Annotated in this window: 28 protein-coding genes and 1 pseudogene; 6 read left to right on the top strand and 23 right to left on the bottom strand. The window is 61.0% G+C overall.

Features of this window, described 5'->3' with window-relative positions:
- Positions 1–132 precede the first annotated feature (132 nt).
- A complete protein-coding gene (locus tag JNL55_RS17855; protein WP_293856542.1) occupies positions 133–720 on the bottom strand; it encodes an ACP phosphodiesterase in 588 nt (195 codons plus the stop codon).
- A gap of 174 nt (positions 721–894) precedes the next feature.
- Here JNL55_RS17855 and JNL55_RS17850 point away from each other — a divergent pair, with 174 nt between their 5' ends.
- Entirely contained in the window at positions 895–2,925 is a 2,031-nt protein-coding gene (locus JNL55_RS17850) for a DUF4394 domain-containing protein (RefSeq protein WP_293856539.1), read from the top strand.
- A gap of 68 nt (positions 2,926–2,993) precedes the next feature.
- Here JNL55_RS17850 and JNL55_RS17845 read toward each other — a convergent pair whose 3' ends face one another.
- From JNL55_RS17845 to JNL55_RS17780, 14 genes are all read right to left on the bottom strand, one after another.
- Complete coding sequence (locus JNL55_RS17845) at positions 2,994–3,419, bottom strand: hypothetical protein (protein ID WP_293856536.1); 426 nt, start codon at positions 3,417–3,419, stop codon at positions 2,994–2,996.
- A gap of 139 nt (positions 3,420–3,558) precedes the next feature.
- Positions 3,559–5,010, bottom strand: coding sequence for an ATP-binding protein (locus tag JNL55_RS17840; protein ID WP_293856533.1), 1,452 nt, complete (start codon positions 5,008–5,010; stop codon positions 3,559–3,561).
- Positions 5,010–5,729 carry a response regulator gene (locus tag JNL55_RS17835; protein ID WP_293856530.1) on the bottom strand — a complete coding sequence of 240 codons (720 nt, stop codon included), beginning with the start codon at positions 5,727–5,729 and terminating at the stop codon, positions 5,010–5,012. Before JNL55_RS17835 ends, JNL55_RS17840 begins: the two co-directional genes overlap by 1 nt.
- 112 nt (positions 5,730–5,841) lie before the next feature.
- Complete coding sequence (locus JNL55_RS17830) at positions 5,842–7,584, bottom strand: GGDEF domain-containing protein (RefSeq protein ID WP_293856527.1); 1,743 nt, start codon at positions 7,582–7,584, stop codon at positions 5,842–5,844.
- A gap of 79 nt (positions 7,585–7,663) precedes the next feature.
- The gene (locus tag JNL55_RS17825) at positions 7,664–7,963 is read right to left on the bottom strand and encodes a hypothetical protein (protein ID WP_293856524.1); all 300 of its coding nucleotides are present in this window, start codon (positions 7,961–7,963) and stop codon (positions 7,664–7,666) included.
- An 89-nt stretch (positions 7,964–8,052) separates the two neighbouring features.
- On the bottom strand, positions 8,053–8,661 hold the full coding sequence (locus JNL55_RS17820) for a GNAT family N-acetyltransferase (RefSeq protein WP_293856521.1): 609 nt from the start codon (positions 8,659–8,661) through the stop codon (positions 8,053–8,055).
- 11 nt (positions 8,662–8,672) lie between these two features.
- Positions 8,673–9,479: an SAM-dependent methyltransferase gene (locus JNL55_RS17815; RefSeq protein WP_293856518.1), complete on the bottom strand. Its 807-nt coding sequence runs from the start codon at positions 9,477–9,479 to the stop codon at positions 8,673–8,675.
- A gap of 17 nt (positions 9,480–9,496) precedes the next feature.
- Positions 9,497–10,135: a maleylacetoacetate isomerase gene (gene maiA, locus JNL55_RS17810; protein WP_293856515.1), complete on the bottom strand. Its 639-nt coding sequence runs from the start codon at positions 10,133–10,135 to the stop codon at positions 9,497–9,499.
- A 94-nt stretch (positions 10,136–10,229) separates the two neighbouring features.
- Positions 10,230–10,913 (bottom strand): fumarylacetoacetate hydrolase family protein, encoded by a 684-nt coding sequence (locus JNL55_RS17805; protein ID WP_293856512.1) that lies wholly within the window; start codon positions 10,911–10,913, stop codon positions 10,230–10,232.
- Positions 10,914–10,940: 27 nt separating this feature from the next.
- The gene (locus tag JNL55_RS17800) at positions 10,941–11,729 is read right to left on the bottom strand and encodes a DNA-binding domain-containing protein (protein WP_293856509.1); all 789 of its coding nucleotides are present in this window, start codon (positions 11,727–11,729) and stop codon (positions 10,941–10,943) included.
- On the bottom strand, positions 11,726–12,574 hold the full coding sequence (locus JNL55_RS17795; protein WP_293856506.1) for a DUF692 domain-containing protein: 849 nt from the start codon (positions 12,572–12,574) through the stop codon (positions 11,726–11,728). Before JNL55_RS17795 ends, JNL55_RS17800 begins: the two co-directional genes overlap by 4 nt.
- 114 nt (positions 12,575–12,688) lie before the next feature.
- On the bottom strand, positions 12,689–12,946 hold the full coding sequence (locus tag JNL55_RS17790) for a hypothetical protein (RefSeq protein ID WP_293856503.1): 258 nt from the start codon (positions 12,944–12,946) through the stop codon (positions 12,689–12,691).
- Positions 12,947–13,081: 135 nt separating this feature from the next.
- Positions 13,082–13,402 (bottom strand): BON domain-containing protein, encoded by a 321-nt coding sequence (locus JNL55_RS17785; RefSeq protein WP_293856500.1) that lies wholly within the window; start codon positions 13,400–13,402, stop codon positions 13,082–13,084.
- 83 nt (positions 13,403–13,485) lie between these two features.
- Entirely contained in the window at positions 13,486–13,911 is a 426-nt protein-coding gene (locus JNL55_RS17780) for a hypothetical protein (protein WP_293856497.1), read from the bottom strand.
- Positions 13,912–14,161: 250 nt separating this feature from the next.
- On the opposite strand from JNL55_RS17780, the gene JNL55_RS17775 reads away from it, so the two are divergent.
- From JNL55_RS17775 to JNL55_RS17760, 4 genes and pseudogenes are all read left to right on the top strand, one after another.
- Positions 14,162–15,565: a CHASE3 domain-containing protein gene (locus JNL55_RS17775; RefSeq protein WP_293856494.1), complete on the top strand. Its 1,404-nt coding sequence runs from the start codon at positions 14,162–14,164 to the stop codon at positions 15,563–15,565.
- Positions 15,566–15,859: 294 nt separating this feature from the next.
- A pseudogene (locus JNL55_RS37465) lies at positions 15,860–16,117 on the top strand (helix-turn-helix domain-containing protein); the annotation flags it as partial.
- 53 nt (positions 16,118–16,170) lie between these two features.
- Positions 16,171–16,815, top strand: a complete 645-nt coding sequence (locus JNL55_RS17765; protein WP_293856488.1) for a response regulator transcription factor — start codon at positions 16,171–16,173, stop codon at positions 16,813–16,815.
- A 77-nt stretch (positions 16,816–16,892) separates the two neighbouring features.
- On the top strand, positions 16,893–17,273 hold the full coding sequence (locus JNL55_RS17760) for a LytR/AlgR family response regulator transcription factor (RefSeq protein ID WP_293856485.1): 381 nt from the start codon (positions 16,893–16,895) through the stop codon (positions 17,271–17,273).
- Positions 17,274–17,609: 336 nt separating this feature from the next.
- On the opposite strand, the gene JNL55_RS17755 is transcribed toward JNL55_RS17760, so the two are convergent.
- The 3 genes from JNL55_RS17755 to JNL55_RS17745 all read right to left on the bottom strand — a co-directional run bounded on the left by JNL55_RS17755 (position 17,610) and on the right by JNL55_RS17745 (position 19,980).
- Positions 17,610–17,852, bottom strand: a complete 243-nt coding sequence (locus JNL55_RS17755; protein ID WP_293856481.1) for a hypothetical protein — start codon at positions 17,850–17,852, stop codon at positions 17,610–17,612.
- Between the two features lie 205 nt (positions 17,853–18,057).
- On the bottom strand, positions 18,058–18,312 hold the full coding sequence (locus JNL55_RS17750; protein ID WP_293856478.1) for an EF-hand domain-containing protein: 255 nt from the start codon (positions 18,310–18,312) through the stop codon (positions 18,058–18,060).
- Between the two features lie 36 nt (positions 18,313–18,348).
- A complete protein-coding gene (locus JNL55_RS17745) occupies positions 18,349–19,980 on the bottom strand; it encodes a M28 family metallopeptidase (RefSeq protein ID WP_293856475.1) in 1,632 nt (543 codons plus the stop codon).
- A 135-nt stretch (positions 19,981–20,115) separates the two neighbouring features.
- Here JNL55_RS17745 and JNL55_RS17740 point away from each other — a divergent pair, with 135 nt between their 5' ends.
- Positions 20,116–20,607, top strand: coding sequence for a C40 family peptidase (locus JNL55_RS17740; RefSeq protein WP_293856472.1), 492 nt, complete (start codon positions 20,116–20,118; stop codon positions 20,605–20,607).
- 4 nt (positions 20,608–20,611) lie between these two features.
- Here JNL55_RS17740 and acs read toward each other — a convergent pair whose 3' ends face one another.
- The 5 genes from acs to JNL55_RS17715 form a co-directional block, all read right to left on the bottom strand.
- Positions 20,612–22,636 carry an acetate--CoA ligase gene (acs, locus tag JNL55_RS17735; RefSeq protein WP_293856469.1) on the bottom strand — a complete coding sequence of 675 codons (2,025 nt, stop codon included), beginning with the start codon at positions 22,634–22,636 and terminating at the stop codon, positions 20,612–20,614.
- Positions 22,637–22,666: 30 nt separating this feature from the next.
- Positions 22,667–23,098 carry an HIT family protein gene (locus JNL55_RS17730; RefSeq protein ID WP_293856465.1) on the bottom strand — a complete coding sequence of 144 codons (432 nt, stop codon included), beginning with the start codon at positions 23,096–23,098 and terminating at the stop codon, positions 22,667–22,669.
- An 11-nt stretch (positions 23,099–23,109) separates the two neighbouring features.
- Complete coding sequence (locus tag JNL55_RS17725) at positions 23,110–23,376, bottom strand: DUF4404 family protein (protein ID WP_293856462.1); 267 nt, start codon at positions 23,374–23,376, stop codon at positions 23,110–23,112.
- Between the two features lie 33 nt (positions 23,377–23,409).
- A complete protein-coding gene (locus JNL55_RS17720) occupies positions 23,410–24,210 on the bottom strand; it encodes a DUF4412 domain-containing protein (RefSeq protein WP_293856459.1) in 801 nt (266 codons plus the stop codon).
- A gap of 35 nt (positions 24,211–24,245) precedes the next feature.
- Positions 24,246–25,368 (bottom strand): ATP-dependent helicase C-terminal domain-containing protein (locus tag JNL55_RS17715; protein ID WP_293856457.1); only part of this gene is annotated, 1,123 nt, incomplete at its 5' end.

Below are 25,368 nucleotides of genomic sequence, written 5' to 3'. Positions count from 1 at the left end.
TCTGCAGGCCAAGCTAAACCAATCACCTAACGATGTCAGTGGTCGGAAGTCCTAATGTACGGAACTTCCGCGACGGTCACTGGAACTGCGCGGGTTCTCGACGTCGGGAAAGTACCCCTTCGACCAACTCATTCAGCGCCGCTGGGTGACGGCCGCCTGCAGCTGCGGAAAAAATTCCACGAAGTCGGCTTCGAAGCCGGACAGGTCGGCCACCAGGTCGGCCACGCCTTTTTCCAATGCGAACTCTCGCCGCCAGCGCGACGACAAGTAGGCGGACAGTCGCCGTAACGAGCGCTCGACGCCTTCGGTGCCTCGATAAGCCCCGAGCAGGTCGTGACGAATGATGCGATCGACGGTGACACGCGCCGAGGACGGCAGCTCGATGTTGCTGGCCTCGATGTCTGCATAGAACTTCGCGGTGAACGCGTCGAGCACGATGGGCGAGTAGCGATCCCAATGAGTCGCTAACAAATGATCGTAAAAAATATCCACTAGCACGCCGCTGAAACGCCGGAACTCGCTGCTCACGCGTGCACGGCTGCGCTTCACCAGCGGATGCGCATCGGTGAACGCGTCGATCTGCTTATGCTTTTGTACGCCGCGTTGAAAGCCGGCACTCATGCCGCGCAGCTCTTCGCCTCGGACGATGTCGGCCAGCAGATTGCCGAGGCGATAGTGGACGTCGGACTCGGACAGAAACACATGGGCCAGCCAATTCAAGAGAGTTCCTTGCAGTGAATGGTCGGCAATTTAGCCTAGCGATAGCAGCGCGTCGAGTTAGTTGTCGCCGGCGTCAGACACTGCATTCCGCGACATTCTGCATCCGCGTGGCAGTGAATCCCGAATAACGCTGCACATCCTTGTGTGAGCTGAACAGCTAGAAAGGGATTCCCCATGAGAGTGATGAAGTTGGGCTCGAGCGCGGTGCTGATCTGCGCATCTTTTATTCTGCTGTCCGCTTGCAGCGATAACGGCAACGACGAAGCGCGACGGCCGCGCATCACGGCGCCGGATTCACCGCTGCTCACCGGTTCTCTGGGCATTCCCTATACAGCCAACTTCGTTTCTGCCGGCAGCACGGTGATGTGGAGTGTGAGTACCGGCAGTTTGCCGCCTGGCCTGACGCTGAACGGCACTAGCGGTGCCTACGCAGGTACGCCGACCATGGCGGGCAGTTATTCATTCACAGTGACTGCCACCAACAATTTCGGCACCGACAGCCGTGCGTACTCGCAGGATGTCACTACGCCAGCGGTGGATAGCAATGCGCTGTTATCCAACAACATGCTGACGGCGTTTCCTGCCACTTTTCCGCTCGGCTTCGAAACCCCGGTGGCGATCACTGGCGTGAATGCAGGCGATGTGTTGGTCAGCATCGATCGTCGGCCGCAGAACGGCGCTCTGTATGGACTGGGCTACAACGCCACCGCCGGCACCGTTCAGCTCTACAACGTTTCTGCCCGAACCGCGGTGGCGACGCCGATTGGTGTGGTCGGCGGCTTCGTGGCGGCTGACGGCACGACGCCGGTTCGTATCGGCTTGGATGCGACCACTGTGTTCGGTATCGATTTCAATCCCACCGTCGATCGGGTGCGCGTGGTGAACAGTGCTGGCCAGAACTTCCGCATCAATCCGAACAGCGGCGCGCTGGTCGATGGCGACACGGTGGCGCCGGGCGTGAATATGGATGGCGGCATCAACGGCCCCACCGTGTCGGTGCAGGAGACGGCCTATACCAATAGCCTGCCGGGAGCCGCCGCGACCACGCAGTACACGCTCGATCAAACCATCGATGCGCTGTGTATTCAGAATCCGCCGAACACTGGCACGCAGACGCTGTGCATGCCGCTGTCCGTGCCGGTGGAAACGGTGCAAGGCTTCGATATTCCGCCTTCGGTCACCGTAGCGACGTCGAACACGGCAGCAACAGGTTCAGGTACAGCGGTCGTGCGCGCCTCGGGACGGACGCAAGATGAATTGGTCAGCGTCAATCTCGCGACCGGTGGTGTGACGACATCGGGTCCGATCAGCACGACCGGCATCATCGGTGTGGCGCTTCAGCAGCCGGCGGCGACGCCGTTGTTTGCTCTGTCCGCCGATGGCACACAACTGTTCCGTCTGTTGAGCACTGCCTTGGCGACTCCCACCACGCTGACCATCGCGGGCATCACGGCGGGAGAAACATTGGTCGGCATCGACTTTCGTCCGGCCACCGGTCAGCTGTTCGCGTTCGGGGTGAATGCCACGACCGATACCGGCACGGTGTATTTCCTCGATCCCCAATCCGGCGCGGCCAGTGTGGTCGGTACGGCGGGTGCCGTGTCGTTCGTGACGACGGCCGGTGTGGTCGTCGATCTGCCGCCGGCTGCGGCGGGCTATGGCTTCGACTTCAATCCCACGGTGGATCGGATTCGGGTGGTGACCGGCACGGGCTTGAATTTCCGGCTCAATCCCAACACCGGCGTGGCGGTCGACAACGACGCCAATGCGGCCAACGGCACCAACCCGGACGGTGGCATCAACGGCCAGCCGGCCGGCTCCACCGGTGTGACGGCCGCTGCTTACACCAACAGCTTCGGCCAATCGCTCACTGGCGGCGTGACCACGCAATACGTGATCGATCCGGTGAGCAACATGCTGTTCATTCAGAATCCGCCCAACAACGGCACGTTGACCGCGGGTCAGACCATTACTTTGAATGGCAGCACGTTGGATTTCACCGAAGCCAGCGGCTTCGATATTCCGACCACGGTGCGAGTGACGACTTCAGCGGCACCGGCGACGGGGTCGGGATTCGCAGCGCTCACTGTGGGCACCACGACGCGGTTGTATTCGATCGATCTCAGTAACGCTCGCGCCACGGATCTGGGCGCTTTGCCGGCCGGCGTGACGGGTTTGACGGTGGGTCAGACGGCGCTGCGTTGATCTTCTAATCGGTCTGGGAAAGCGACGGCGGTATTGCTACCGCCGTCGCAACTTCGTTACAGAACCCGTTACTTCTTCGAGCTCTCGGTGGTCGAGCTGTCTTTGCCACCGCGATCACGCTTGCCGAAGCCACGACCCGGGCCGGGGCCAGGACCGCGCTCATGCAGCGCTTCGAACTTCTTCAGCTGCGTCTCGTTCAGCACGCCGCTCAGCTTGGTCTGCAAGTCCTGCCTGTACTGCGTGCGTTTGGCTTCCATCTCTTCGCGAGACGGTCGCTCGGCGCCCGAAGCACGAGCGGCTTCGCGCTCAGTGCGTATCTGTTCGTGCTGCGCCTTCAGAATCTTCTCGACCTCGGTCTTCTGGTAAGCATCCAGGTCCAGCAGCAGGGCCATACGGTCCATATTCGGGCCGGGCGGGGTCGCCGGCTTGTCGGCGGCAAAGGCCACGCCGCTGGCAAGCCAGGCAAGCGCAAGCAGGGTGACTTTGGTTTTCATCGCGATCTCTCCGTTGGGTTAGAAGCGTGTCCTTCGGGGGTCCACAGACTCTTCGGAACACGGTTACAGAATAGGCGCGCGCCGCGTCCTTTGCGGTAATGAATAGTTACTAACTGTAAGAGCGAAAAATCTTTATAGATCAGTGCTTTGTAGTCTCTCTAGGCAGCACCAACCGGGCTTCCAAACCGCCGCTCTGACGATTGTGCAGAGATAGTGAAGCCCCGTGCGCCTGCGCGATGTCGCGGGCGATGCTCAGGCCCAGGCCGGTGCCGCCGGTATCGCGATTACGCGATTGCTCGAGGCGGAAGAACGGCTCGAACACTTTCTCCAGCATGTCCTCAGGAATGCCCGGGCCTTCGTCGTAGACGTGCACGATGAGTCGTGGGCCGTCCTCGATCTGGATGGTGGCGCGCACGCCGTGGCGGATCGCGTTCATCACCAGGTTGTTCAAGCAGCGTTTCAGTGCCAGCGGCTTGGCGACGTAGGGGGCTTTGGCCGAGCCGACGATGCTGACCTCACCACCGAGCTCAGCATGTTGTCGCTGCAGCTCCAGCGCGAGCGCATTGATGTCCACGGGCACGGCGGTCTCTTCGTCGTTGAGGCCGCGAAACACGCCGAGCGCGCCACGAATCATGTTGGACATCTCATCCAGATCTTCGACGCAACGCTGACGCAGTTGATCGTCGTCGATGGATTCGACCCGCAAGCGTATGCGTGTCAGAGGCGTGCGCAAGTCATGTGACATTGCCGCCAGCACTTGAGTGCGACTGTCGAGATAACGGCGCAAGCGTTCCTGCATGGCGTTGAACGCTCGAGTGGCGCGACGGATTTCGCGCGAGCCCGTTTCCTTGAGAGGCGTCATGGTCGCGCCTCGTCCTGCTTCGTCGGCCGCGCGAGCAAGGTCGCCTAGCGGTCTCGTGATCGTGCGCGTCACCGCATACAACACGACACTCAACGCCACAGCGAGAATGCCCAACTCCAAAAAGATCTGACGCGGCAAACGCGGTCCGGAACGAGGTGCGACGGTGCGAAAGATGGCTTTATCGCCGTCGGGTAAGGTCACCGTGACGTCGAACACTCGATCGCGCCGTGGCGGTGGTGGCCCGCCTTCATTGCGCGGTCCAGGCCCGGGGCCGGGTCCTGCTCCGGGCGGCGGCGGGGCCATCTCCGGACGCATGTCCGGGCGCATGGAAAACAGTGGAATGACTTCACCGCGACGTGCACGCGGCGGCCCGGTAGCGACTTTGTATTGCGGGCCGAGATGACGTTGCAGGTGAGTTGCGAACGAGCGTTCCAACGCCGCTTGTTCCTCATCCCGAATGCGCGGCGGCGGTGGCCGCACGTCGTCGGGGGTCAAGCGCTGTTCGCGAAGTTTGCTGCGAGCGTCGTCACGTTGCTCGCGTGTCAGGCTGGCCAGGTATTCGCTGGTCTCGGCGATGGTGCTCGCCGAGCTGCCGGCGCCGCTGTCGAGCAAGGCCAGCTCGCGACGCTCGCGCACGATCAGCAAGACAAAGATCAGCAGCATGGCGCCGATGACGCCCACCGTGGCCACGAACAAACGTCCGAACAAAGTATCCGGACGCCAAGCCATCATTCCTGCTCGACGGGCACGCCCATCACATAACCTTCGCCATAAACCGTCTTGATGATTTTAGGGGAACGCGCATCGTCGCGCAGCACCTGGCGCAGACGGCTGATACGAACATCGACGCTGCGATCGAACGGATCGATGTCACGCCCGCGCAGCAGCTCCATCAACTGCGAACGCGACAACACTCGGGTCGGATGCGCCAGCAGAATGGCGAGCAGCCGAAACTCGGCGCCGCTCAGCGAGTGTTGCGAGCCATCGCCATGGGTCAGCGACCGGGCGGTCACGTCGAGTTGCCAGTCGCCGAAACGATAGATGGCCGCCGTGCTCTGCACCGGGTCGCGAGGCATGTGCGCTGTCCGTCGCAGGATGGCCTTGACGCGACCGACCAGTTCGCGAGGGCTGAATGGCTTGGACAGATAGTCGTCCGCGCCGACCTCCAGGCCGACCACGCGATCGATCTCTTCGCCCAGCGCGGTGAGCATGATGATGGGTACCTGCGAATGAGCCCGCAGCTCACGGGTGAGCTTCAAGCCGTCCTCGCCGGGCAGCATCAGGTCCAGCACGATCAGGTCGAAATGGTTTTGTTCGAGCGCGCGGCGCATGGCTTTGCCATCGGCGACGGCAGTGGCTCGATAACCGTTCTTCTGCAGGAAGTCGCCCAGCAGGGTGCGGATTTCGCGATCGTCATCGACGATCAGGATGTGTCGAGTCTCGGTCATGGTGTGTAGTCGGGGGCCCGATTCGCATCATGACCAATGACCGCGGTTCGCGCCCGGCAACATTGTAACTAAGTATTGCGCCGGTGCGAGGCGACACAATGCGTAACTATTGCTAGGCGTGCCCGACGTTGCGTAGTGCCTCGCCGATGGCAACCGCCGGCTTGTCGGCGAGGGCGCCGTCGAACGGCATGACCCGATCGCGGCCGGCGGCCTTGGCCCGATACAGGGCTGCGTCGGCATGGGCCAGCAATTGGCGGAGCTCGTAGCCCGAGATTTCGGTGGAGGTGACGCCGAAGCTGGCCGACACCGGGCAGCGCTCGCCTTCGAACATTGGATCGATGCTGCTCAAGGCCTGGCGCAACCGTTCGGCGCGTTGTTTGGCATCCTCCAGGCCGCAGCCTGGCAGCACGATGCCGAACTCCTCGCCGCCGACCCGGCCGAAGATGTCGCTGACGCGCAGGTGCGTCTGACAAGCCATCACCGCCTGGCGCAATACATGGTCGCCGGCCGCGTGACCGCAACGGTCATTGATGGCTTTGAAATGATCCAGATCGCACAGCACGACGCTGGCTTGCTGTTGCGACTTGCGTGCGTTTTCCAACACGCCTTCGGCGAGCTGAATGAAACGCGGCCGATTGGAAATGCCGGTCAGGCTGTCCACCTGCGACAGCTTCATGAAATGCAGCTGCGAACGTTTGGTGCGATAAGCCCACAGCGCGATGAACACCACCACCAGCATCAGTAGCGCAATGTACAGGCGGCTGGTTTCGGCGGCCTTGCTGTCCAGCTCGCGTTGTAGCTGCAACAGTTTGTTTTCTTGATTGAGCGCTTCGATCTGAGATTTGGCGGACAGCGTGTTCGATTTGACTCGCTCATACGCCAACTGACGCGCGGTCACGTCGTCGAGATAAGCCTTGTCGGCGCGCGCGGATTTCTTCAGATAAGCGATGGCGTTAGCAATGTCGCCGTGTTTCTCGGCTTCTTCATACAGCACGCGATATGCGCCGACCAACGGCTGCGTGAACTGATCCTTCACGCTGTGCTCGACCGAGCGGAGTGCCAAACGCTGCGCGACGTTGCCCGAGCCGCGTTGTTGATACGCCTGCGCCATCAGCGATTCCCATTCGGAGATGCCGCGTGGATAGCGCGATTGCTCGACCTCGCCGTAATGACGTTCGAGCAATGCAATGGCTTCGTCCAGCCGATGTTCTCTCAGGAACAAACGCGCCTGGGTGGTGCGGATGGCATTGGCAGCCAGCGACTCGCCTTGCGACAAGCAGGCGTTGACCGCGGTCTGCAAATCGGGATTGTCGGCCGTGATGCGTTTGCTCTTACACAGCGCGTCGAGGCGGATTTGCTCGCCGCGACAAACGCCGCGACCGCGAGCGTTTTCTTTGACCACTTGTTCGGCGTAGTGGATGCCCAGATCGTACTCGCCGACCAATACATATAAATCGGCGGCCACCGACATGCCTTGCAAGCGCGCGTCCTGGTCGGTGACTTCCGGCAGCTTGTTCAACAGTTTGTTGAGTTGCAGGAAAGCGCCTTCGTATTGCGCGGACAGCGCGCGGACATTGGTGGCAGTCGAGCCGGCACGAAACTGCAGCGTCGGATCGGAGGCCTTGTCGACGATGGATTCCAGCAAAGGTATGGCGGCGGCGTATTCGCCGGCATAGGCATGACGCCAGCCTTGGAGATATTGAAGGTGCTCGCGCTGCGACTCGGACAGTTGGGTCTGTTGCTCGTGCAGGTTATCCAGCAGGCGCACGAACTCGACCGGGTTGACGCTTTTCATGGCGTCCGCCCGCTGCAACAGGCCGGTGAAATCCTCGGCGCCGATGGCGAGTGCCGGCACGGCAGCCACCAATAAACACAAATGAGCGATTCCGCCCAGCCACCAGTGCCGGACGGAATCTAGTCGGACACGCGATGATTCAACCGGCGCGGGCGACACGATGCGCGGCATCGGACGGGGCCGACAGGGCGAGGCTCTTATCGTCCTCGGGTGTTTGCTCCTCAGGCTCTTCGTCCTGCGGCGCATGGATCAGGCAACAGACGTTCTTGCTGGCGCCGATCAGCTGTTCGAGCTGGTGCCGGCGTTGCTGGACGATGGCCGCTTGCACCGCGGGCTCGAGGCCGGCGCGGGCCAGTTCCTGCGCCAGTTGTTCGCCGCTGAGTGCTTGCAGTCGCGAGCTCTGACCGATCCTTGCCAACCAATCGACGACATTGGACACGATGGTTTCCTCCTTCCCCAAGTTGTTTATTGCTTGCATCGCCCGCGTCTGTGCGCGCGACTTAACTTAATTATGCCTGTTTCGGTGGGTTACTGCGCGTTCCGGAGGGCGGACGGCGACCACGATTCGCGGCGCACCGCCCAGGCGGTGGGCTGCCCATCGATTGCAGCTGAGGGGGGATGATTGGTTGCATGGCTTGGCGCACTCCCTTGGCGAGATCCTTCTTGCCGGGCCGAGTCCTGTCGGCGTGCAAAGCCTACGCTAAGCACTGCCCGCTGCACAGCCACGTGGTTCACAGCGAACTGCACCCACAGCTCATCCACCGGCAGTTCGACAAACACTTGCTGAATCAGGCCGATGAAGCTTTCTTTGGAATAGCCCTGGGCGCGCGCCGAGGCCACGAACATGACGCCGGCTTGTACACAGCGCTGCTGCTCGTCGAAGTTTTGCAGGCTGCAAATCCCTACGTCGCTGCGGGTGGCCTTCTCTGTCACTGTCAGAAACAGGCGCTCGATGGGTCGCCGTTGCATCCCGGCCAGGGCGCTCTGAAAACTTTTGGCGGCATGTTCAGGCGACAGTGGCGTGCCGATGAAACGCATGGTGTCGGCATCGCTGTACAGATGTTGGTACAGCCACGCGTCGCCGGCGGTGAGCGGTCGCATCTGTAAACGCGCAGTCTCGACCGGAAATACGTGCATGCTGCCGGGGCTCAGCTTTGCGCGGCCGGTGTGAATTTGCGATCGAGTGCGGACAGCCGATCGCGGATGTGATGGTCCGGTTGCAACGACTGGGCCGGTGGAATCACCAGCGTGTAATGCATATCTGCTTCGGCGTCGGGCAGCTCCGCCAGTGGCACCCGAACGATGGTGGGGCGGAAAGTGGGCAAGGTCGCTGCTTGATACAGGATGACTTCGTGGGTCAGTGGATAGTCGCGATTCAAAACATCGACCAGCACCTGACGATACGCCGCGCCGGTGGAGAATCGCGCCAGCGATTGATCGCCTGACAGTCCGACCTGCCACAGGATCAAATAAGCGCCGGTATCGACCCGACGGCGATTGAACATGAACTGGCTGGCTTCGTAGTGCTGGCAGCCATACTTGCCGGGATCGAAGCCTAGATCCGCGTACATACAATCGGCAGCGGACACACCCGGCTCCATGTGCGCGCTATAACCTTCGCTGCGTGCGATTTCGATCGCCTTGTGAGTGGGCCAGGCGAACACGCCGGGGTGGCCGTAAAATGCGGCACAAACGCGCTTGCCCGCCCGCACTTCGGTGAGCAAGGTTTCGACCATGTCGCGGTAGGTTTCCATGCGCGACTTGCCTTCCTGATACAGCGACTGAAGGCTGCGCACGTCGGCATTCATGCCGGCGATCCACATCTCGACGATGCCGTCGGACAGGCCCGTGAACACTACATCGGCGTTCTCGATGTGATCCCGAGCCAGAGGAGTGAGGTGCGAACCGAGCGTCATGCCGATTCCGACGCACACCAGACTCCCGGATTGCTTCATGTGAATGCTCGCTGCACTTACTTCGCGTCGGGTTGCGCTTCGGGGCGGGCGCTATCGAACGCCGGCAACGATTCCAGGTGGGTGCTGATCGCGACCAAGGTCGGGAACGGCGTGAGGTCGGTTTCGAAGCGGCGAGCGTTGTACATCTGCGGCACCAGGCATACGTCGGCCAAGGAGACGGTGTCTCCGAAACAGTAGCGGCGTGCGCTCGAGTGCTTCGCTACTTGCTGTTCCAGACCCCGGAAGCCTTCGGTGACCCAGTGGCGATACCAGGTATTCACGCCGTCATCGTTCTGTGCCAGATCCTTGCGGAGGTAGTTCAGTACGCGCAGGTTGTTGAGCGGATGAATGTCACAAGCGATGGCCAGCGCCATCGAGCGCACCTGCGCTCGGCTCAGCGGGTCGGCTGGGAGCAGTGCCGGTTGCGGGTTGAGGTCGTTGAGATATTCGATGATGGCCAGCGATTGGGAAATCACTGCGCCGTCGATTTCTAGTGCCGGGATCAAGCCTTGCGGATTGAGTGCCAGGTAGTCCGCTGCGCGATGCTCGTTTTTCGCGAAGGCTTTGGAGATGCGCTCGTAGTCCAGTCCTTTCAGATTCAGAGCAATCCGAACTCGGAAGGCGGCGGAACTGCGGAAGAAGTTGTAGAGCTTCATGGTTGTGGGTACTTCGGCGAATTAACTGATAGGTCGGTGGGCGCTCTGCGGCAGCGAAGGACTCTGCTCATCCCGTGCAAAACCTCTTAAAGCGCTACACCACAGAGAGCCGCAATGTTTCCAGCCCATCGACGCCGCCTTCGAGGCGGTCGTCGGGGCGGAGCGCAGCGACGCCGGCAGGCGTACCGGTGAAGATCAAATCGCCGGGGGCCAGTTCGAACAGCGTCGACAGCTCGGCGATGATCTCCGGCACGCTCCAGATCATGTCAGCAAGAGCACCTTGCTGGCGCAGCGCGCCGTTGACCTTGAGCCAGATCTTACTCTCCGAGAGCGAAGCAGCCGCGGCGGGAGTAATCGCACTCACAGGAGCGGAGCGATCGAACGCTTTGCCGGTATCCCAAGGCCGGCCTTTGTCTTTGGCTTCAGCTTGCAAGTCGCGTCGCGTGAGATCCAAGCCAACGGCGTAGCCATATACATGCGACAGCGCCTGCGATAAACCAATGTTGGTTCCGCCAGTCCCGATAGCGACAACTAACTCGATCTCATGATGTAGATCAGCAGTCCGCGACGGATAAGGCAAAGCCGACCCGTTGGCGACAACAGCATCAGCCGGTTTGCAAAAGAAGAACGGCGCTTCCCGCTCCGGATCCTTGCCCATCTCGCGGGCATGAGCGGCGTAATTGCGGCCGACGCAATAGATGCGATGGACGGGAAAGCGCTCAGTGCGTCCAACGATGGCTACGGAGGGCGGCGCCGGCGGCGGGAAAACGAAGGTCATGAGGTCGCGGCCGAAAAGTTCGGGCCGCTAGGATACTCCGACGATCATTTGCTCGACCACCCAGCGCTTCAGCATGCCGGCGGCTTGCGCGGGCACGGTATCCGCTTCGTGCCAGGTACACAGCGTGTCGCACAGGGTCTCGAAGGTGCCGTCGGCGCGCATAAGTGTCAGTGCCGCGGCTTCGTCAGCAGCGAGCGACCGATATTGTGTCTTCAACTGTTCGCGCCAGATCAGCCAGCTCTGCGGCTCGGAGAGACTGACGCACTCGGGCAGCGGGGCATCTGCTGACAGCGCCTTGAATAACACCGGCGCATTGGTCCGCACCTGCAGGCACTGCACTGTCGGATGAAATTGGAAGCGCAACTCCGGCCAGCGCTCCGGTGGGACTGTGGCTAAGGCTTCGATGCCCACCGGCGCGGCATCGGCGCCGTCGAAAGCGGCGGCGATGGCCCACTCCCACTCGGCGAGCTCCGCCAACCATGGTTGCTCGGGAAACGACCGACGCAGTAACACGGGCACGCGATCGCCGAACCAGCGAATCGAAGGATAAGTCGACGGACTCAGGTCGATGTATTGGTTCGCGAGCGTCGCGAACGGCTCCTTGCCCATCAGCTGTTGCAGCCGGGGCAGGGTGCTGGCGAGCGCTTCAGTCAGGCGCAAACGATAAGCGTCGGAATAGACCGCGAGCCGCAGCGTCGCCGGCACGCGTTCCGTGCCTTCGACCGCATCGACGATGCGCTCATGACCATGCATCACATGGCGCTGAAAATCTCGCTGCAGGTCCGCCAGCGCGCGGCTGTCGATTTCAGCGCTCATGCGGCTGACTTCGACATCTGCGCTGCCTGAGTGATGTTTCGAGCGCGCTCGAGTTCGGTGAGCAACTCGTCCAGCTCGGGAATGTTGTCGTCGCGCTCGATCATGGTGGCCACCGGGCCGAACCGTTCGACGGCCGCATGAAACAACTGCCACACGGCTTCGCACACCGGTTCGTCGTGAGTATCGATGAGATAGTCGCCCATGTTGCGATGACCGGCGAGATGAAACTGCTGGACGCGTTCCACCGGGAGGCCGCGCAAATAGGTCATGGGGTCGAAGCCATGATTGACGCTGCTGACGTAAACGTTGTTCACATCCAGCAATAACTTACAGTCGGCGCGTTCGGCGATTTCGCGCAGGAATTCCCACTCGGTCATGTCCGAGCTGCTGAAGCTCACATAGCTCGACACGTTCTCCAGCACCAGACGCTGGCCGAGCCGCTCCTGGACGGCGGCGATCCGCGAGACTACGTGGCGTAACGCCGTTTCGGTGAACGGCAGCGGCATCAGATCGTGCAGATTGACGCCGTCGACGCCAGTCCAGCACAGGTGATCCGACACCCAGGTCGGCTCGATGCGGTCGGCGAGCGCTTTCACTTCGCGCAAGTAGCTTTCGTTCAGCGGGTCGGTGCTGCCGATGGAGAGCGACACTCCATGCAGCACGATCGGGTATTCGGCGCGCAGCCGTTCCAGGTAATGCAGCGGCCGGCCACCCGGCAGCAGGTAGTTTTCAGTCAAAGCTTCCAGCCAGCTGACGCTGCCCTTGCGTTCACCGAGCAGGGCCTCGTAGTGAACCGGGCGGACGCCTAGGCCGAAGCCGAGCGAGGTCGCAGGCGATTTGGGCACGTCACAGTCTCGAGTGAACAGCAGGGCGGCCGCAGCCGCCGCCCTGCTTGGGGTTCCGATGGGCCGCTTGGGAGAAGCGGCACGATAAATCATCGGACCGGGCCAGGCCCGAAGTTATTTCTTCAGCTTGGCCTTGGCGGCGTCGCATTCAGCCTTGCTCAACATCAAGAAGCCGGTGCCCTTGCAGGCATTCTTGCCGGCACAGGCGTTGCTCGCCGTGCCACAGGCGCTGGTGCCTTTGCACGCGTTCACGCCTTCGCATTTCACCTTGGCTTCATCCGCTGCTTTGGCGGCCGTCAGCGGCGCGCTGCTGAACAGCACCGCGGCGGCGGTGGCCAATGCCAGAGTGGAAAGTTTCTTGCCGTAGGTCATCGCTGCCATTCCTCGTGAAGAGTGGACGCTTCGAAGCCGAAGCGCAGGGTTATACGCAGCGCCGTCCGATTCGGATTCACCATAAAAAAGGGCGGGTATGCACCCGCCCTTCCGCTACTCAGTGACGAGCTGCGATTAGCCGCCTTTGCGGATCTCCAGCGCATCCTTGACGCTCTTGACGCCGTCCACGTCGCGAGCCAGCTGCAGCGCTCGGTTACGAGCCTGGTCGGTCTCCACGAAGCCGCTCAACTGTACCGTGCCCTTGAAGGTCTCAACGTTGATCTGATGCGCTTTGGTCACCGGATCTTCGATGAGTTTGGCCTTGACCTTGGCCGTCACGACGCCGTCGTCGATCGCCTGGCCGGTCGATTGCTGCGTCGGGGTCGACGAGCATGCGACGACGGTCGAGGCCATGATTGCGGCCAACAACAATGCCGCCGTTTTTTGCCGTGCCATATCCATCGCTCCTGAACTACGTGAGTTCCAAACTATAGGTGAATCGAACTAACTAGCGCGAACTACTAGTCGACCATCAACCCTCAACCCGAGCCATCGCGACGCGCTTCGGCCGCACGCTTGGCAGCGTCCAGATCGGCATCGGCGCGCGCCTTGCAATCTTCCTGGGCATTGCCTTGCAGAGCCTCACACTTCTCGGTCGCAATTTTATGCGTGGCTTCGGCGCGGGCTACAGCAACTTTGAAATCGCCCTTGGCGGCGGTTTCGCTGGCGTCGCGAGCCTGATCGGCCACGTCATCGGCATCGTGATCGTTCTGGGCATCGACCACGTCCTTCTGCGCATCGGCCATCTGTTCCTTGGCATCGGCCTGCGCATCGCTCACATCGCGTTGTGCTTCGGCTTGTGCCGTTGCCACATCGTGCTGAACTTCGGCCGGAGATTCGGCTTTGTTGCAGCCCGCCAGCGCCAAACCGGCGGCGGCGAGAACCAAATAAATATTGCCCTTCATGTGCGTAACCTCATCTTTGTTGACTAACTAACCACGCGCCAGGCGCAATGCTCCTGCGACACCGCGATCCCCCCGATTGGCGTTCAACCCGCCGGGAAGCGCGTGGAATTCGCGTCGATAACGTGTCGATCTAAAGTAAGGTTCCGCGCCCAACGCAGTGCCAGAAGGTGCCTGTCGGCGAGCGCTGACCTAAGGAACCAAAAAATAGACACAGCCGTTACACCCCGTGGCCGCAACGCATTCCAGTCCCTTGCCTTCTACAACTTTACAAACACCACCCGCTGCCAGCGGCGGTGTGCCATTGCATGTGCGCATCGTGATCGTGATTTCGATTGCGCTGCTGATGGTCAATGCCACGCTGCTGGTCATCAACACCGCGGCCACCATGGATTCGCATGCGCAGTACGCGCGCTCCTATGAAATCAAGCGCTCGCTGAGTTCGTTCCAATCGGTCATCACCGCGGCCGAGTCGGGGCAGCGCGGCTATTTGCTCACCGGCCAGACCGGCTATCTCGAGCCTTATTACGTCGCGATGCGCAGCTGGCGCAGCGAAATCGAAAAGTTGCGCACTCTGACCGCAGACAACGTCGCGCGGCAAACGGATATCACGGAGTTGGAAGAGTTCACCGCCGATGCCGTCAGTCGCTTGAAGGCGACGATCAGTAGCAGTCCGCAACCAGGACCGAATGGCACGGCCGACGTTGCCGGTACCGAAAGAGCCACCACCACCATGGACCGTGTGCGTGGCATCGTCGATCGAATGATGGCGGAGGAGGACGCGCGTATCGAAGCGCTGCGCCGTGAAGTGCTCCGTGATCTGCTGGTCGCCGGCGGTCTGGCGTTACTCACCACGGTGGTCACGGTCGCCGTGTTGATTGGCCTGAACAAACTTCTGCTTCGCTACGTGGCGGCTCGCCAGATTGCCGAGAATGCAATGCTCGAGGCCAACCAGGTGTTGAACGTGCAGGTCGAGCAACGCACCGCCGAGCTGACCGAGTTGTCGCAACATCTGATCCGGGTCTCGGAGGAAGAGAAGGCCAAACTCGCGCGTGAGCTGCATGACACGCTGGGCAGCAATCTCACCGCCATCAACATGGACTTGAACTGGATTCAACGCCGCTTGCCGGAAGGTACGCGCGAGATCCGGGAACGGTTGCAACGAGTGCTGCAAATGTTGACCGAGACCGTCGAGCTCAAGCACGAGGTCATCGAGGGGCTGCGGCCCAGTCATCTGGACAATCTCGGGCTGGCCTTCGCCATGCGCTCGCATTGTCGCGAGTTCACTCGGCGCACCGGTCTGCCTTGCGAGGTCGACGTGCAGGAAGACTTCGATGACCTGGATCCGGCCTGGTCCATCGCCTTCTATCGCATCGCTCAGGAGTCGCTCACCAACATTGCCAAGCATGCGCAGGCCAGCAAGGTGCGCATCGTGCTCGGCCGCGAGGATGGCGGCATCCGGCTACGAATCATCGACGACGGCGTCGGCGTGGCCGAGGAGTCACTGAGCAAGCCCAAGTCGCACGGCATCGTCGGCATGCGAGAGCGAATGCGACAGATGGGTGGCCGGTTCCAGATCCAGCGCCCGGCGGAGGGCTCGGGCACCATGGTTGAGGCATTTATTCCCGCAACCAATGCGACTGCTGTGTCGGCTTGAGGGCCTCCAAGTGTCATCGAGGTCAATACGTAGGAAACGTCTGACGGTACGAACTTCACTTTGTGGGGAACTTTTCCTCGCCCTGACGCCGTTGTGATCCATCGGGCCACGAGTGTAAAGCTGACCGTCAGGAGCGAGCGCATGGAGAATCATGTCGAAAGGGCGACCCACAACGAGCATCGCGGCAACTATGCAGGCGATGAATCGCAGGACCATTCCGCTGAGGAGATGGCGGTCGAGCAAGCAGCAGCAAGTGGTGAGCGCAATTTAACGCCGGCACCAGTGGCCTTACGCATTCCGGTAGGCACCAATCTGGCCGACGTGGAACGCTGGATGATCTTTGCAACGTTGCAGAAGTGCGGGGGAAACAAGACCCGCGCAGCGGCGTTGCTCGGGGTGAGTCTGAAGACTCTGTACAACCGCCTCAACGCATACCGTGCGCAAGGCCTGGCCATGGACTACGGCCTGAACGACGGACAGGAAGTTGCCATCACCACCTTGCAGGGGGGCGACCTCCGTGAAGCAATGAGCGAGGTACCACAGCGATGTTGAACCCAACCGATTTAGCCCCGCGGGAAAACGAAGCTAGGGATGCGTTTCAGGCCATGCATACGCCGATCCGCGTACTGATCGTCGACGACCATGCCATCTTGCGCGCCGGTGTGCGCGAGATGCTGTCTGAAGAACAGGACCTGCAGGTGGTCGCCGAAGCCGGCTCCGCCGAGGACGCGCTTCAGCAGTTGCGCAATGGCTTGCAAGTGGAAGTGGTGGTGCTGGACATCACGCTGCCCGGCCAGAGCGGCATCGATCTGCTGAAGCAGTTGAAGCGCGATCAGCCGGAGCTGGCGATATTGGTGTTGAGCATGCATCCGGAGCGCAGCTTTGCTGTGCGCCTGATGCGTGCCGGCGCCAACGGCTATGTGCCGAAGATGATCGTGCCGGAGGAGCTGGTGAAGGCCGTGCGAGCGGTCGGCACCGGGCGCCGCTACATCACGCCGCTGGTGGCCGAGCTATTGGCTTCCGAGTGTGCGGCCGATGAAGAAGGCCCGATGCACAACCGGCTCTCCGAGCGCGAGCTGCAGGTGTTCACTCGAATTGCGCGCGGCGTCTCGCCGGCCGTCATGGCCAACGAGCTCGGCCTCAGCGTCAAGACCGTGAGCACTTATCGCGCGCGCATTCTCGAAAAGATGGGAATGCGCAGCAACGCCGAGATCGCGGCCTATGCAGTCCGCAATCAATTGGTGGAGTGAGCCGCACTAGCTGGAGGCCGGGGGATGAGCCGACGGATTGCTCGCCTCGCGACAGTGATCGAGCCTGAGCCCATATCATGGCCGGATCCGAACTGACGATATACATCGTTGAGGATTCGCCCGCGGTCATGGAACGCCTGGTCGAAGCCGTCGGCGACATTCCCAACGCCAAGGTAGTAGGCAGCGCCGATGCGGTTGCTGCCGCGCTGGAAGGCATGCGGCAGTGGCAACCGCGCGTGCTGATTCTGGACATCCAGCTACGAGGCGGCAGCGGCTTTCAGGTGTTGAAGCAACTGCGTACCAGCCGCAGCCGACCCGAGGCGGTGATCGTGGTTACCAACCATCCATCAGATGATTACCGGATTGCGAGCCGCGAGTGTGGCGCGGATCATTTCTTCGACAAGGCTTCGGAGTTTCACAAGGTTCGCGAGGTGTTGTTACAGATCGATGCGGCTTGAGCGAGGCGACAGTCCGCTGTCTGTCCGTAACGGCCGAAACGAATTCATCACTGAATCACGGAACATACTCAGGATCCTGCGCACCGGTTGGGGCGTTCAGGTTCCAATGCACCGGCTCATTGATCTTGGTTTGTGAGCCTGGTTTGTGAGCCTGGATCGTCGAAGGACTGAAGTTTTTATCGAACCCTGCGCAACTCGTTACATGGACCTCCCCAGGACGATGGGGGCACCCGCTGAGAACCCATCGGACACCATGTTGACGGCTGCGCACTTCAAAGGCCGCGCCTCGGCGCGGCCTTCTTTTATGGAGCCTGCTTCATGGGTCAGGGTCGAGACCTAGCGGTCTCTATCTTCGTGGCTGATGTTGCGGCTCCACTCGGCGCGGCTGCGGGAGCTGTCGTACTCGACGGCCGTTTCCGAATGAGTGCTGCGGCATTCGTCCTGCCAACGCACGACCACGTAGCGACCGGTGCGCAGTTGCCACACGTCGCCTCGTAAATCTACGTCGCTGTCCTTGAGTCGGACCGGATCTCCGATACGCAATTCGTTGCGCACCAACTCGCTCAATTCGCTGCTCATGATGTCTCCTTGACTACCGCTATCGGCACGAGCAGCGACAAGCCTAGGGGTGCGGTTATTGATGTTCGACTAGGGGAAAGCAGTAAGCGGCGAGTTCTTGCGGAGAATGAGCAATACGTCACGCGTGGCGACGACCGGGCGTGTGAGTCCTGTCACACAATCGTGGGCGGTGGTTTTTAACTAAATCCGTCGCTGCGCGACTGCGCTATTGAATATCGTTCCACCAACCCATGAACTCCTCGAAGCTGATCGAGCCGTCGCCATCGGCGTCGGTGAGTTCGAAGGCCAGCAAACATTCATCTTCGGACAAGTCCTGATCCAGGCTCTTGAGCAGCGCGCTGAATTCCTGATTCAGGATCCAGCCATCGCTATTGCTGTCGCAGGCGTCGAAGCTTTGTTTCAATTCGGCCAGATCGCTGGCGGCGACGTCGATGGCCTTGATGGCACCCAGATCCGTCATGGCGCGTTCATCCTTGGTAGCGGCGTTGCGCGGATCTTACCTGCGTGCGGAAAATTTCTCCGCAAAGAAATCGCCAGTGGCCCAGCGGGGCGCGCTCGGTGCGTTGGCCGCGTTCAGCACGATACGAAGATTGATGCGAGCCAGGTCGGCCGCAGTGGGGTAATCGATCGGTAATGTTAAATCGTCGCTGGGCTGGTGATAATGAGTCGCAAGAAACACGCGGCGCATCTCTTCCAAATCGTCGCTGGGGTTACGGGGTTGATAACCGGAGCCCAGCACCAGCGCCGGAATGCCGCGACGAATGAACGAAAACTGGTCGCTACGAATGAATCTAACTTGTTCGGGTGCGGCGTCGGCGCTGAGTCGATAGCCTTGCGCTGATGCTGCCTGGCGTGCGGCCGTTCCTAAGGTCGAGTGCTGCGCGCCGAGCGCGACGAAATCGAACACCGGAGCAAACGTCAGCGGCATGTCGACGTTGATATTGGCCACCAATTTCTTTTCTTGCGCCAGTGCTTGAGCGGCGAAGAAATCCGAGCCCAGCAAACCTTTCTCTTCCGCGGTCACCGCGACGAACAGTACTGAGCGCCGAGGCTTGGCATTCGATGCATACATTGAGCGGGCGATCTCGAGCATGATGCCGATGCCGACGGCATTGTCGTGTGCGCCGTTGTAAACCGCGTCGCCGTTCACCGCCGTGCCGCGGCCCAGATGATCGAGATGCGCGGTCACGACGATGTATTCGTTCTTCAACTGCGGATCCGAGCCGGGCAGCAAGCCCACCACGTTGGCGCTCTCGGTTCTGCGCAAGCCGGTGGTTGCCGACAACGTCAGCATGCCTGGCATGTCGAAGCCTTGCGGCGTGCCTTCTTCCGAGGTGGCGAGCGCAGTGGCAAAGTTGCTGGGGGCATTTTCGAACAGCTGCGTGGCGGCGTCGTGATTGAAACGAAAACGCAGTTTCAGCGCGGGATAGGCGTTCTGAGGCGCACCGGTTTCGTCGAGCCAGCGCATCTGTGGGATCCAGCTCATCGCGACCCGACGTTCCCAAGGCGTGCGCTTGATATCGGCGGTCGAATCGATGGTGATGACGCCGACGGCGCCGCGCTCCACCAGCGTCGAGAGTTTGCGTTCTTCCCACGAGTAGTAAGCGCGCTTCTCATTGGAGAACTTGGCCGGCGCGCCGCTGAAGATCACTGCGATGCGGCCTTTCAGGTCGACCGTTTCGAAGTCGTTGTAGTCGAGCTCGGGTGCGTCGATGCCGAAGCCCGCAAACACCAGCGGCGCGCTGAGCGTCGAACTGGCTGAGGAAAAGTCGGCGCTCGGCAAATAGTGAGTGCCGTATTCGAAGTTGTATGTGTCGTCGCCGCGGACCAATGCGGCGGACGAGCCGGGGAGCACCGGGGTCGCTTCCAGCAGCGGGATTTTCTGTAGAAAGCTCTTGTCGTCGCCAGCGGGTTGCAGGCCAGCCTGCCGGAACTGCGAGGCGACGTAGGCGGCTGCGATGTCATAGCCGCGCGATGCGGTGGCACGGCCTTCCAGCAGATCGGCTGCAAGAAATTCAACGTGGCTACGGATGACGTCGGATTGCACCTCGCTCCACGGGCCGCGTTCCGCCGCCTGCAACGTTCCGGCAGCGAGTAACAGCAACGACGAGCTGAGCAATCCGCGCATGATGTCCTGAAGAGCAAGGAGCGAGGGGCGCAACAGTACCATTGGCGAGGTCGTTTCGCAGGTCACGAGGGTTCATCCGAGGTTCAGTGCCTGGCATCTAGCGTGAAGCTCCGGCATGCTGCCAACGGTGTCACCATGAACCGTAAACTACTTCTCTGGGCCGCGATCGTCCTTACTCTGCAGGGTTGCTCTGTGCCGCAGCCCTATACGCCTTCGACGCCAACCTCCACCATCATTCGCCCGCCGGTGGCGCTGCCGACTTCGGTGGGCAATGAAGTCGCCATCCGAGCCATTTCGCTACTGGGTGCGCCGTATCAGTGGGGTGGCAACGGACCCACCACGTTCGATTGCAGCGGGTTGGTGCGTTTCATCCACGATCAGTTGGGAATATTCGTGCCGCGAACCGCGGCCGAGCAGTACTCGGCGGCCACCCCGGTGGCGTTGGGCCAGATCGAGCCGGGAGACTTGTTGTTCTTTCGGATCAATGGGCGCATTTCGCACGTGGCGATCTACACCGGCGAAGGGCGCTTCGTGCACGCCCCACAGACCGGCCGCCCCGTCGAGCTGCGCATGCTCGACGATGACTTCTACCGCCCGCGCCTGGCCGGCGCTGGGCGGTTGTTCTAGCGGATCATTCGGCTTTCTTTTTCTTTCGCTTGGACGGCGCTTTCGCCGGCGCAGCGGCTTGCTGAGCGGCGGCGATCTCGGCTGCCGGCCGATTCATGCGTTCGCGCACCAGGTTCTCGACCACGCTGGGATCGGCCAGCGTCGAAATGTCACCTAATTGATCGTGCTCGTTGGCAGCAATCTTTCTCAAGATTCGGCGCATGATTTTGCCCGAGCGGGTCTTGGGCAACCCGGGCGCCCATTGAATCAAATCAGGCGTGGCAATCGGGCTGATTTCCTTACGAACAAAATCTCGTAACTCCGCTCGTAACGCTTCGCTCGGCTCGGCTCCGGCAATCAAAGTCACATAGACATAAATGCCCTGGCCTTTGATGTCGTGCGGGTAGCCGACCGCAGCCGCTTCCGCAACGCTGGCGTGCGCGACCATCGCGCTCTCGATTTCAGCAGTGCCGAGCCGATGGCCGGCCACGTTCAACACGTCATCGACGCGGCCCGTGATCCAGTAATAACCATCCTCGTCGCGACGTGCGCCATCGCCAGTGAAGTAGCGACCCGGGAAAGTCTTGAAGTACGTTTCGATGAACCGTTGATGATCGCCGAACACGGTGCGCATCTGCCCGGGCCAGCTGTCGCTAAGAATCAAATTGCCTTCGCACGCGCCTTCCAGCGTGTTGCCCTCGTTGTCGACGATGGCAGGCTTCACACCGAAGAACGGCAATGTCGCGGAGCCTGGCTTTTGATCGATGGCGCCGGGCAGCGGTGAAATCAGAATGCCGCCGGTCTCGGTTTGCCACCAGGTATCGACGACCGGGCAGCGGCCATCGCCGACCACGCGGTGATACCACTCCCACGCTTCCGGATTGATCGGCTCACCCACCGTGCCGAGCAGCCGTAACGAGCTGCGCGACCATTCCTTCACCGGCTCTTCGCCTTCGCGCATCAACGCACGAATGGCCGTAGGCGCGGTGTAGAACAATGTGACTTTGTGCTTGTCGACGGCCTGCCAGAAACGTCCGCTGTCCGGATAATTCGGCACGCCTTCGAACATCACCGTGGTCGCGCCGTTGGCGAGCGGGCCATACACCACGTAGCTGTGGCCGGTGACCCAACCCACATCGGCAGTACACCAGAAGACGTCGTCCTCACGCAGATCGAACACCAACTCGTGGGTCATCGACGCGTACACCAAATAGCCGCCGCTAGTGTGCAGCACGCCTTTGGGTTTGCCGGTGGAGCCCGACGTATAAAGAATGAACAACGGATCTTCCGCGTCCATGACTTCGGGCGCACATTCCTTGGGCTGCGAATTCACCACGTCGTCGAACCAAAGATCACGAGCGCCGTACATGGGTACGCGAATGCCCGTGCGTCGTACGACCAGCACGTTCTTGACGCAGTCGGTGTTCGGCATGGTCAACGCGAGATCGACATTGGTCTTCAGCGACACGCGCTTGCCGCCGCGAATGCCTTCATCCGCGGTGATGACGACGGTGGAGCCGCAGTCGGCAATGCGGCCGGCCAGCGAGTCGGCAGAGAAGCCGCCGAACACCACCGAATGAACCGCGCCGATGCGTGCGCACGCCAACATCGCGACGGTGGCTTCGGGAATCATCGGCAAATAAATGGTGACCCGATCGCCTTTTTTCACGCCCAGCGACTTCAGTGCATTGGCGCACTGACAGACGCGCTCATACAACTGACGATAAGTGATGCGCTCGGACAGCTTGGGATCGTCGCCTTCCCAAATGATGGCGGTCTTGTCGCCACGCTTGATCAGATGCCGATCCAGACAGTTGGCGGCGACATTGAGCTTGCCGTCGTAGTACCAGCGGATCCGGAAATCGTGCTCGTCGAAGCTGGTGTCCTTGACCTTGGCGAACGGTTGGATCCAGTCGAGCCGCCGGCCGATGCGGGACCAGAAGCTGTTCGGATCACGCACCGATTCTTGATACAGGCGCTGATAGTCCGCCAGCCGCAGATGCGCGAGCGCGGCGAAGTCTTCGGGAACTTTATAGATCTTCTGACTCATGGTGCTGATCGAAATGAGGGCCCGAAATTATTACCGCGGCGGCAGCGTAGCCAGCGCGGCGCGAATTTTTTCAGCCTGTGCGGCGAGCACGCCTTTGTCGCCCCAATCGCGAGTATGGCCACGCAGTTCCACGCCTTCGTAGCAAGGCAGGATGTGAAAGTGAATATGAAATACCGTCTGGCCGGCGGCCGACTCGTTGAATTGAATGATGCGCATGCCGTCCGGCTTCAGTGCCTGCTGCACACCTTTGGCAACGTACTGCGTGGCCTTGATCAGATCGGCGAGCGCGGCGGGTGCGATGTCGAAAAAATTACGAGCTTCGACTTTCGGAATCACCAGCGTGTGGCCTTCGGACTGCGGCATGGCGTCCATGAACGACAGCACTTGCGCATCTTCGTAAACCTTGAACGACGGAATTTCGCCGCGCAGGATTTTGGCGAACACATTGTTCTGGTCGTACATCGCGGGCTCCTTCAGATGCCGGCTTTGGCCAGCGCATCGATCAACTGACGCACGGCCGTGCCGACGGCCGGATGCTCGGCTTCGAAACGCACCGCTACTTCTTCGAGGCGTTCGGTCAGCGGCTGATGCTCGTCGGCGGTCGGGGCGCCGAGTAGGCGCGTCAGGTCGTTGAGCAACACGAGCAACGAGTCGCGAGTGCCAGGATCGAGCGAGTCGCCATCGAGGCGCTCCAGCTTGGCGTGCAGAGCGAGGATGTGTTGCTGGATATCTTGATTCACAGTGATGCTCCAATCAGCGTCGGCAACGGCATGTTAGCGCGGCGCCATGATGTCTTTCTTGGTATATCCCGCCGGAATTTCGAACAGCGTGGCGGCCAACGGTGCGCTGCTGATGTCGGTCAAGGTGGTTTCGTTTTGCGGCTTGCCGTCGACGAAGTGCCGGCTCAGCACTGGAATGCCGCCGAGCGCTTCGAAGTTTTGCATTTGTTTCTGTGCCATCTGTTTCAACCAGGGCGCGTCCATGCTCGACATCATGTCTTGCATCACTGCTGCCATTTTCTTGGCGGCGGCCATCAACTCGGCGGAGCCTTTCAGGCCGTTGCCCGGCACTACGCACATTTCGTCGGTGAGCACGCCGGCTTCGCGCACTTCGACATAACTACAGCTGTAACCGTTGATCTTGTCATTGCGCGAGGTGCGCTTGATTTCCTGCTGCGGCTCGGGCTCGCCGCCCACACCATTCGGCAATTTGCCGCCGAGCATTTTTTCCATTTGTGCGCGCTGTTCCGGAGTCATGGTCTTCATGCGTTCCTGGAGCATTTGCAGCGCTGGATTGAGCGTCTCGGCCATCTTCTTCATGGACGCGCGGTCCATGGCCATGTAGCTCTTTTCCTTGTGGCTGATGGCGTAGATGGTGTCGTCCTTGAAAATCATGGTCGAGTCGTTGGGTGCGGTCTCGACGCGGATCATGCCGGCCTGGGCCCAGGTGTTGATGGTGGTGGTGCGGCCGCCGGACAGATCGCGATTCACCGTTTCCAGCTTGGTGCCGGCGTGAGCCGTACTCATGCCCACACTCAGGCCCAGGATCAAGAGCGATAACGTTTTGGGGATCATGCGAGGCTCCTGCTGGGCGATGGCCCGATTCTACCTTAGCGGGGCCGGGGTTTGGCTCGGGCAGTGGCTTGGGCGGTCAGCGGGTCATCCGGCCAGTAATGCTTGGGATACCGGCCCTTTAGCTCTTTCTTCACGTCCAGGTAGCCGCGCGCCCAAAAACTCACCAGGTCTCGGGTGACCTGAACAGGGCGGTGGGCGGGCGAGAGTAATTGCAGGGTCAAGGGCACACGCCCTTCTGCCACTGTCGGCGTTTCGTGCATCCCGAAAACTTCCTGCAGACGAACCGCAACAGTTGGTGCGTCGTCGGTGTAGTCGATGGGAATGCGTGAACCGCTGGGCACTTCGAGATGCGTTGGGGCGAATGCTTCGAGGCGCTGTTGTGCGTTCCAATCGAGTAGCGATGTGAGAATGCCGTGCAGGTCGAGTCGCGATAGATGATCGCGGCGGCTCATGTCGTTGAGCCACGGTGCCAACCATTCATCGAGATGTTCTAGCAGCGCTGCATCGCTCACGTCGGGCCACGAGCCGCGTTCGTCGTGATGCTTGGCGAAGATCAAACGAGTTTGTAGCGCACGCGCCGGTTTGGTCCAAGGCAGGGCGGACAAACCCAATTCACGGACGCCGGCGAGCATCGCGTCGAGCATGCGGCTGGGATCGGGTTTGTCGATGCGTCGTTCGTAGAGTTTCAATGCGCCGAGCCAGCGCTCGTCGCGAGCGACGACGCTTTGCTCGCGGGAATCCCATTCGAAACGTTCGCGATGTTCGATGTGGGCGGCGAAGTCGGCTTCGAGTAACTCGCGACTCAAAGGCGCGGCCAGGCGAATGAGAGCTTCGCGATCGCCGGCGTCGAGATCGGCGACCACCAGGAATTCAGCCTGCGCCAGGCTTTGTGCCGGCGGCAACTGAGCGCCGCGACCGTTGGAAAGCAAATATCGCCCGCCGCTGCCGCGCGATTGAGCGATGCGGTCGGGATAGGCTAGCGCCAGCAAGCGGCCGACGTCGAAATTGCCCAACGTCTTGTCGTCTCGCTGCATAGATCGGTTGCTGACAGAATGCTCGAGCTGCCGCGCTAGCAACTCGATACTCCGCTGTGCTCTCTGCTTCGCGCCCGAGTCGACGGACACGCCGCCGGGCAAGCTCCGCTCGCCACGCAGTGCT

Source organism: Steroidobacter sp., assembly GCF_016790065.1.
Classification (GTDB): Bacteria; Pseudomonadota; Gammaproteobacteria; order Steroidobacterales; family Steroidobacteraceae; genus Steroidobacter.
This window is presented reverse-complemented; position numbering and strand designations above follow the sequence as displayed.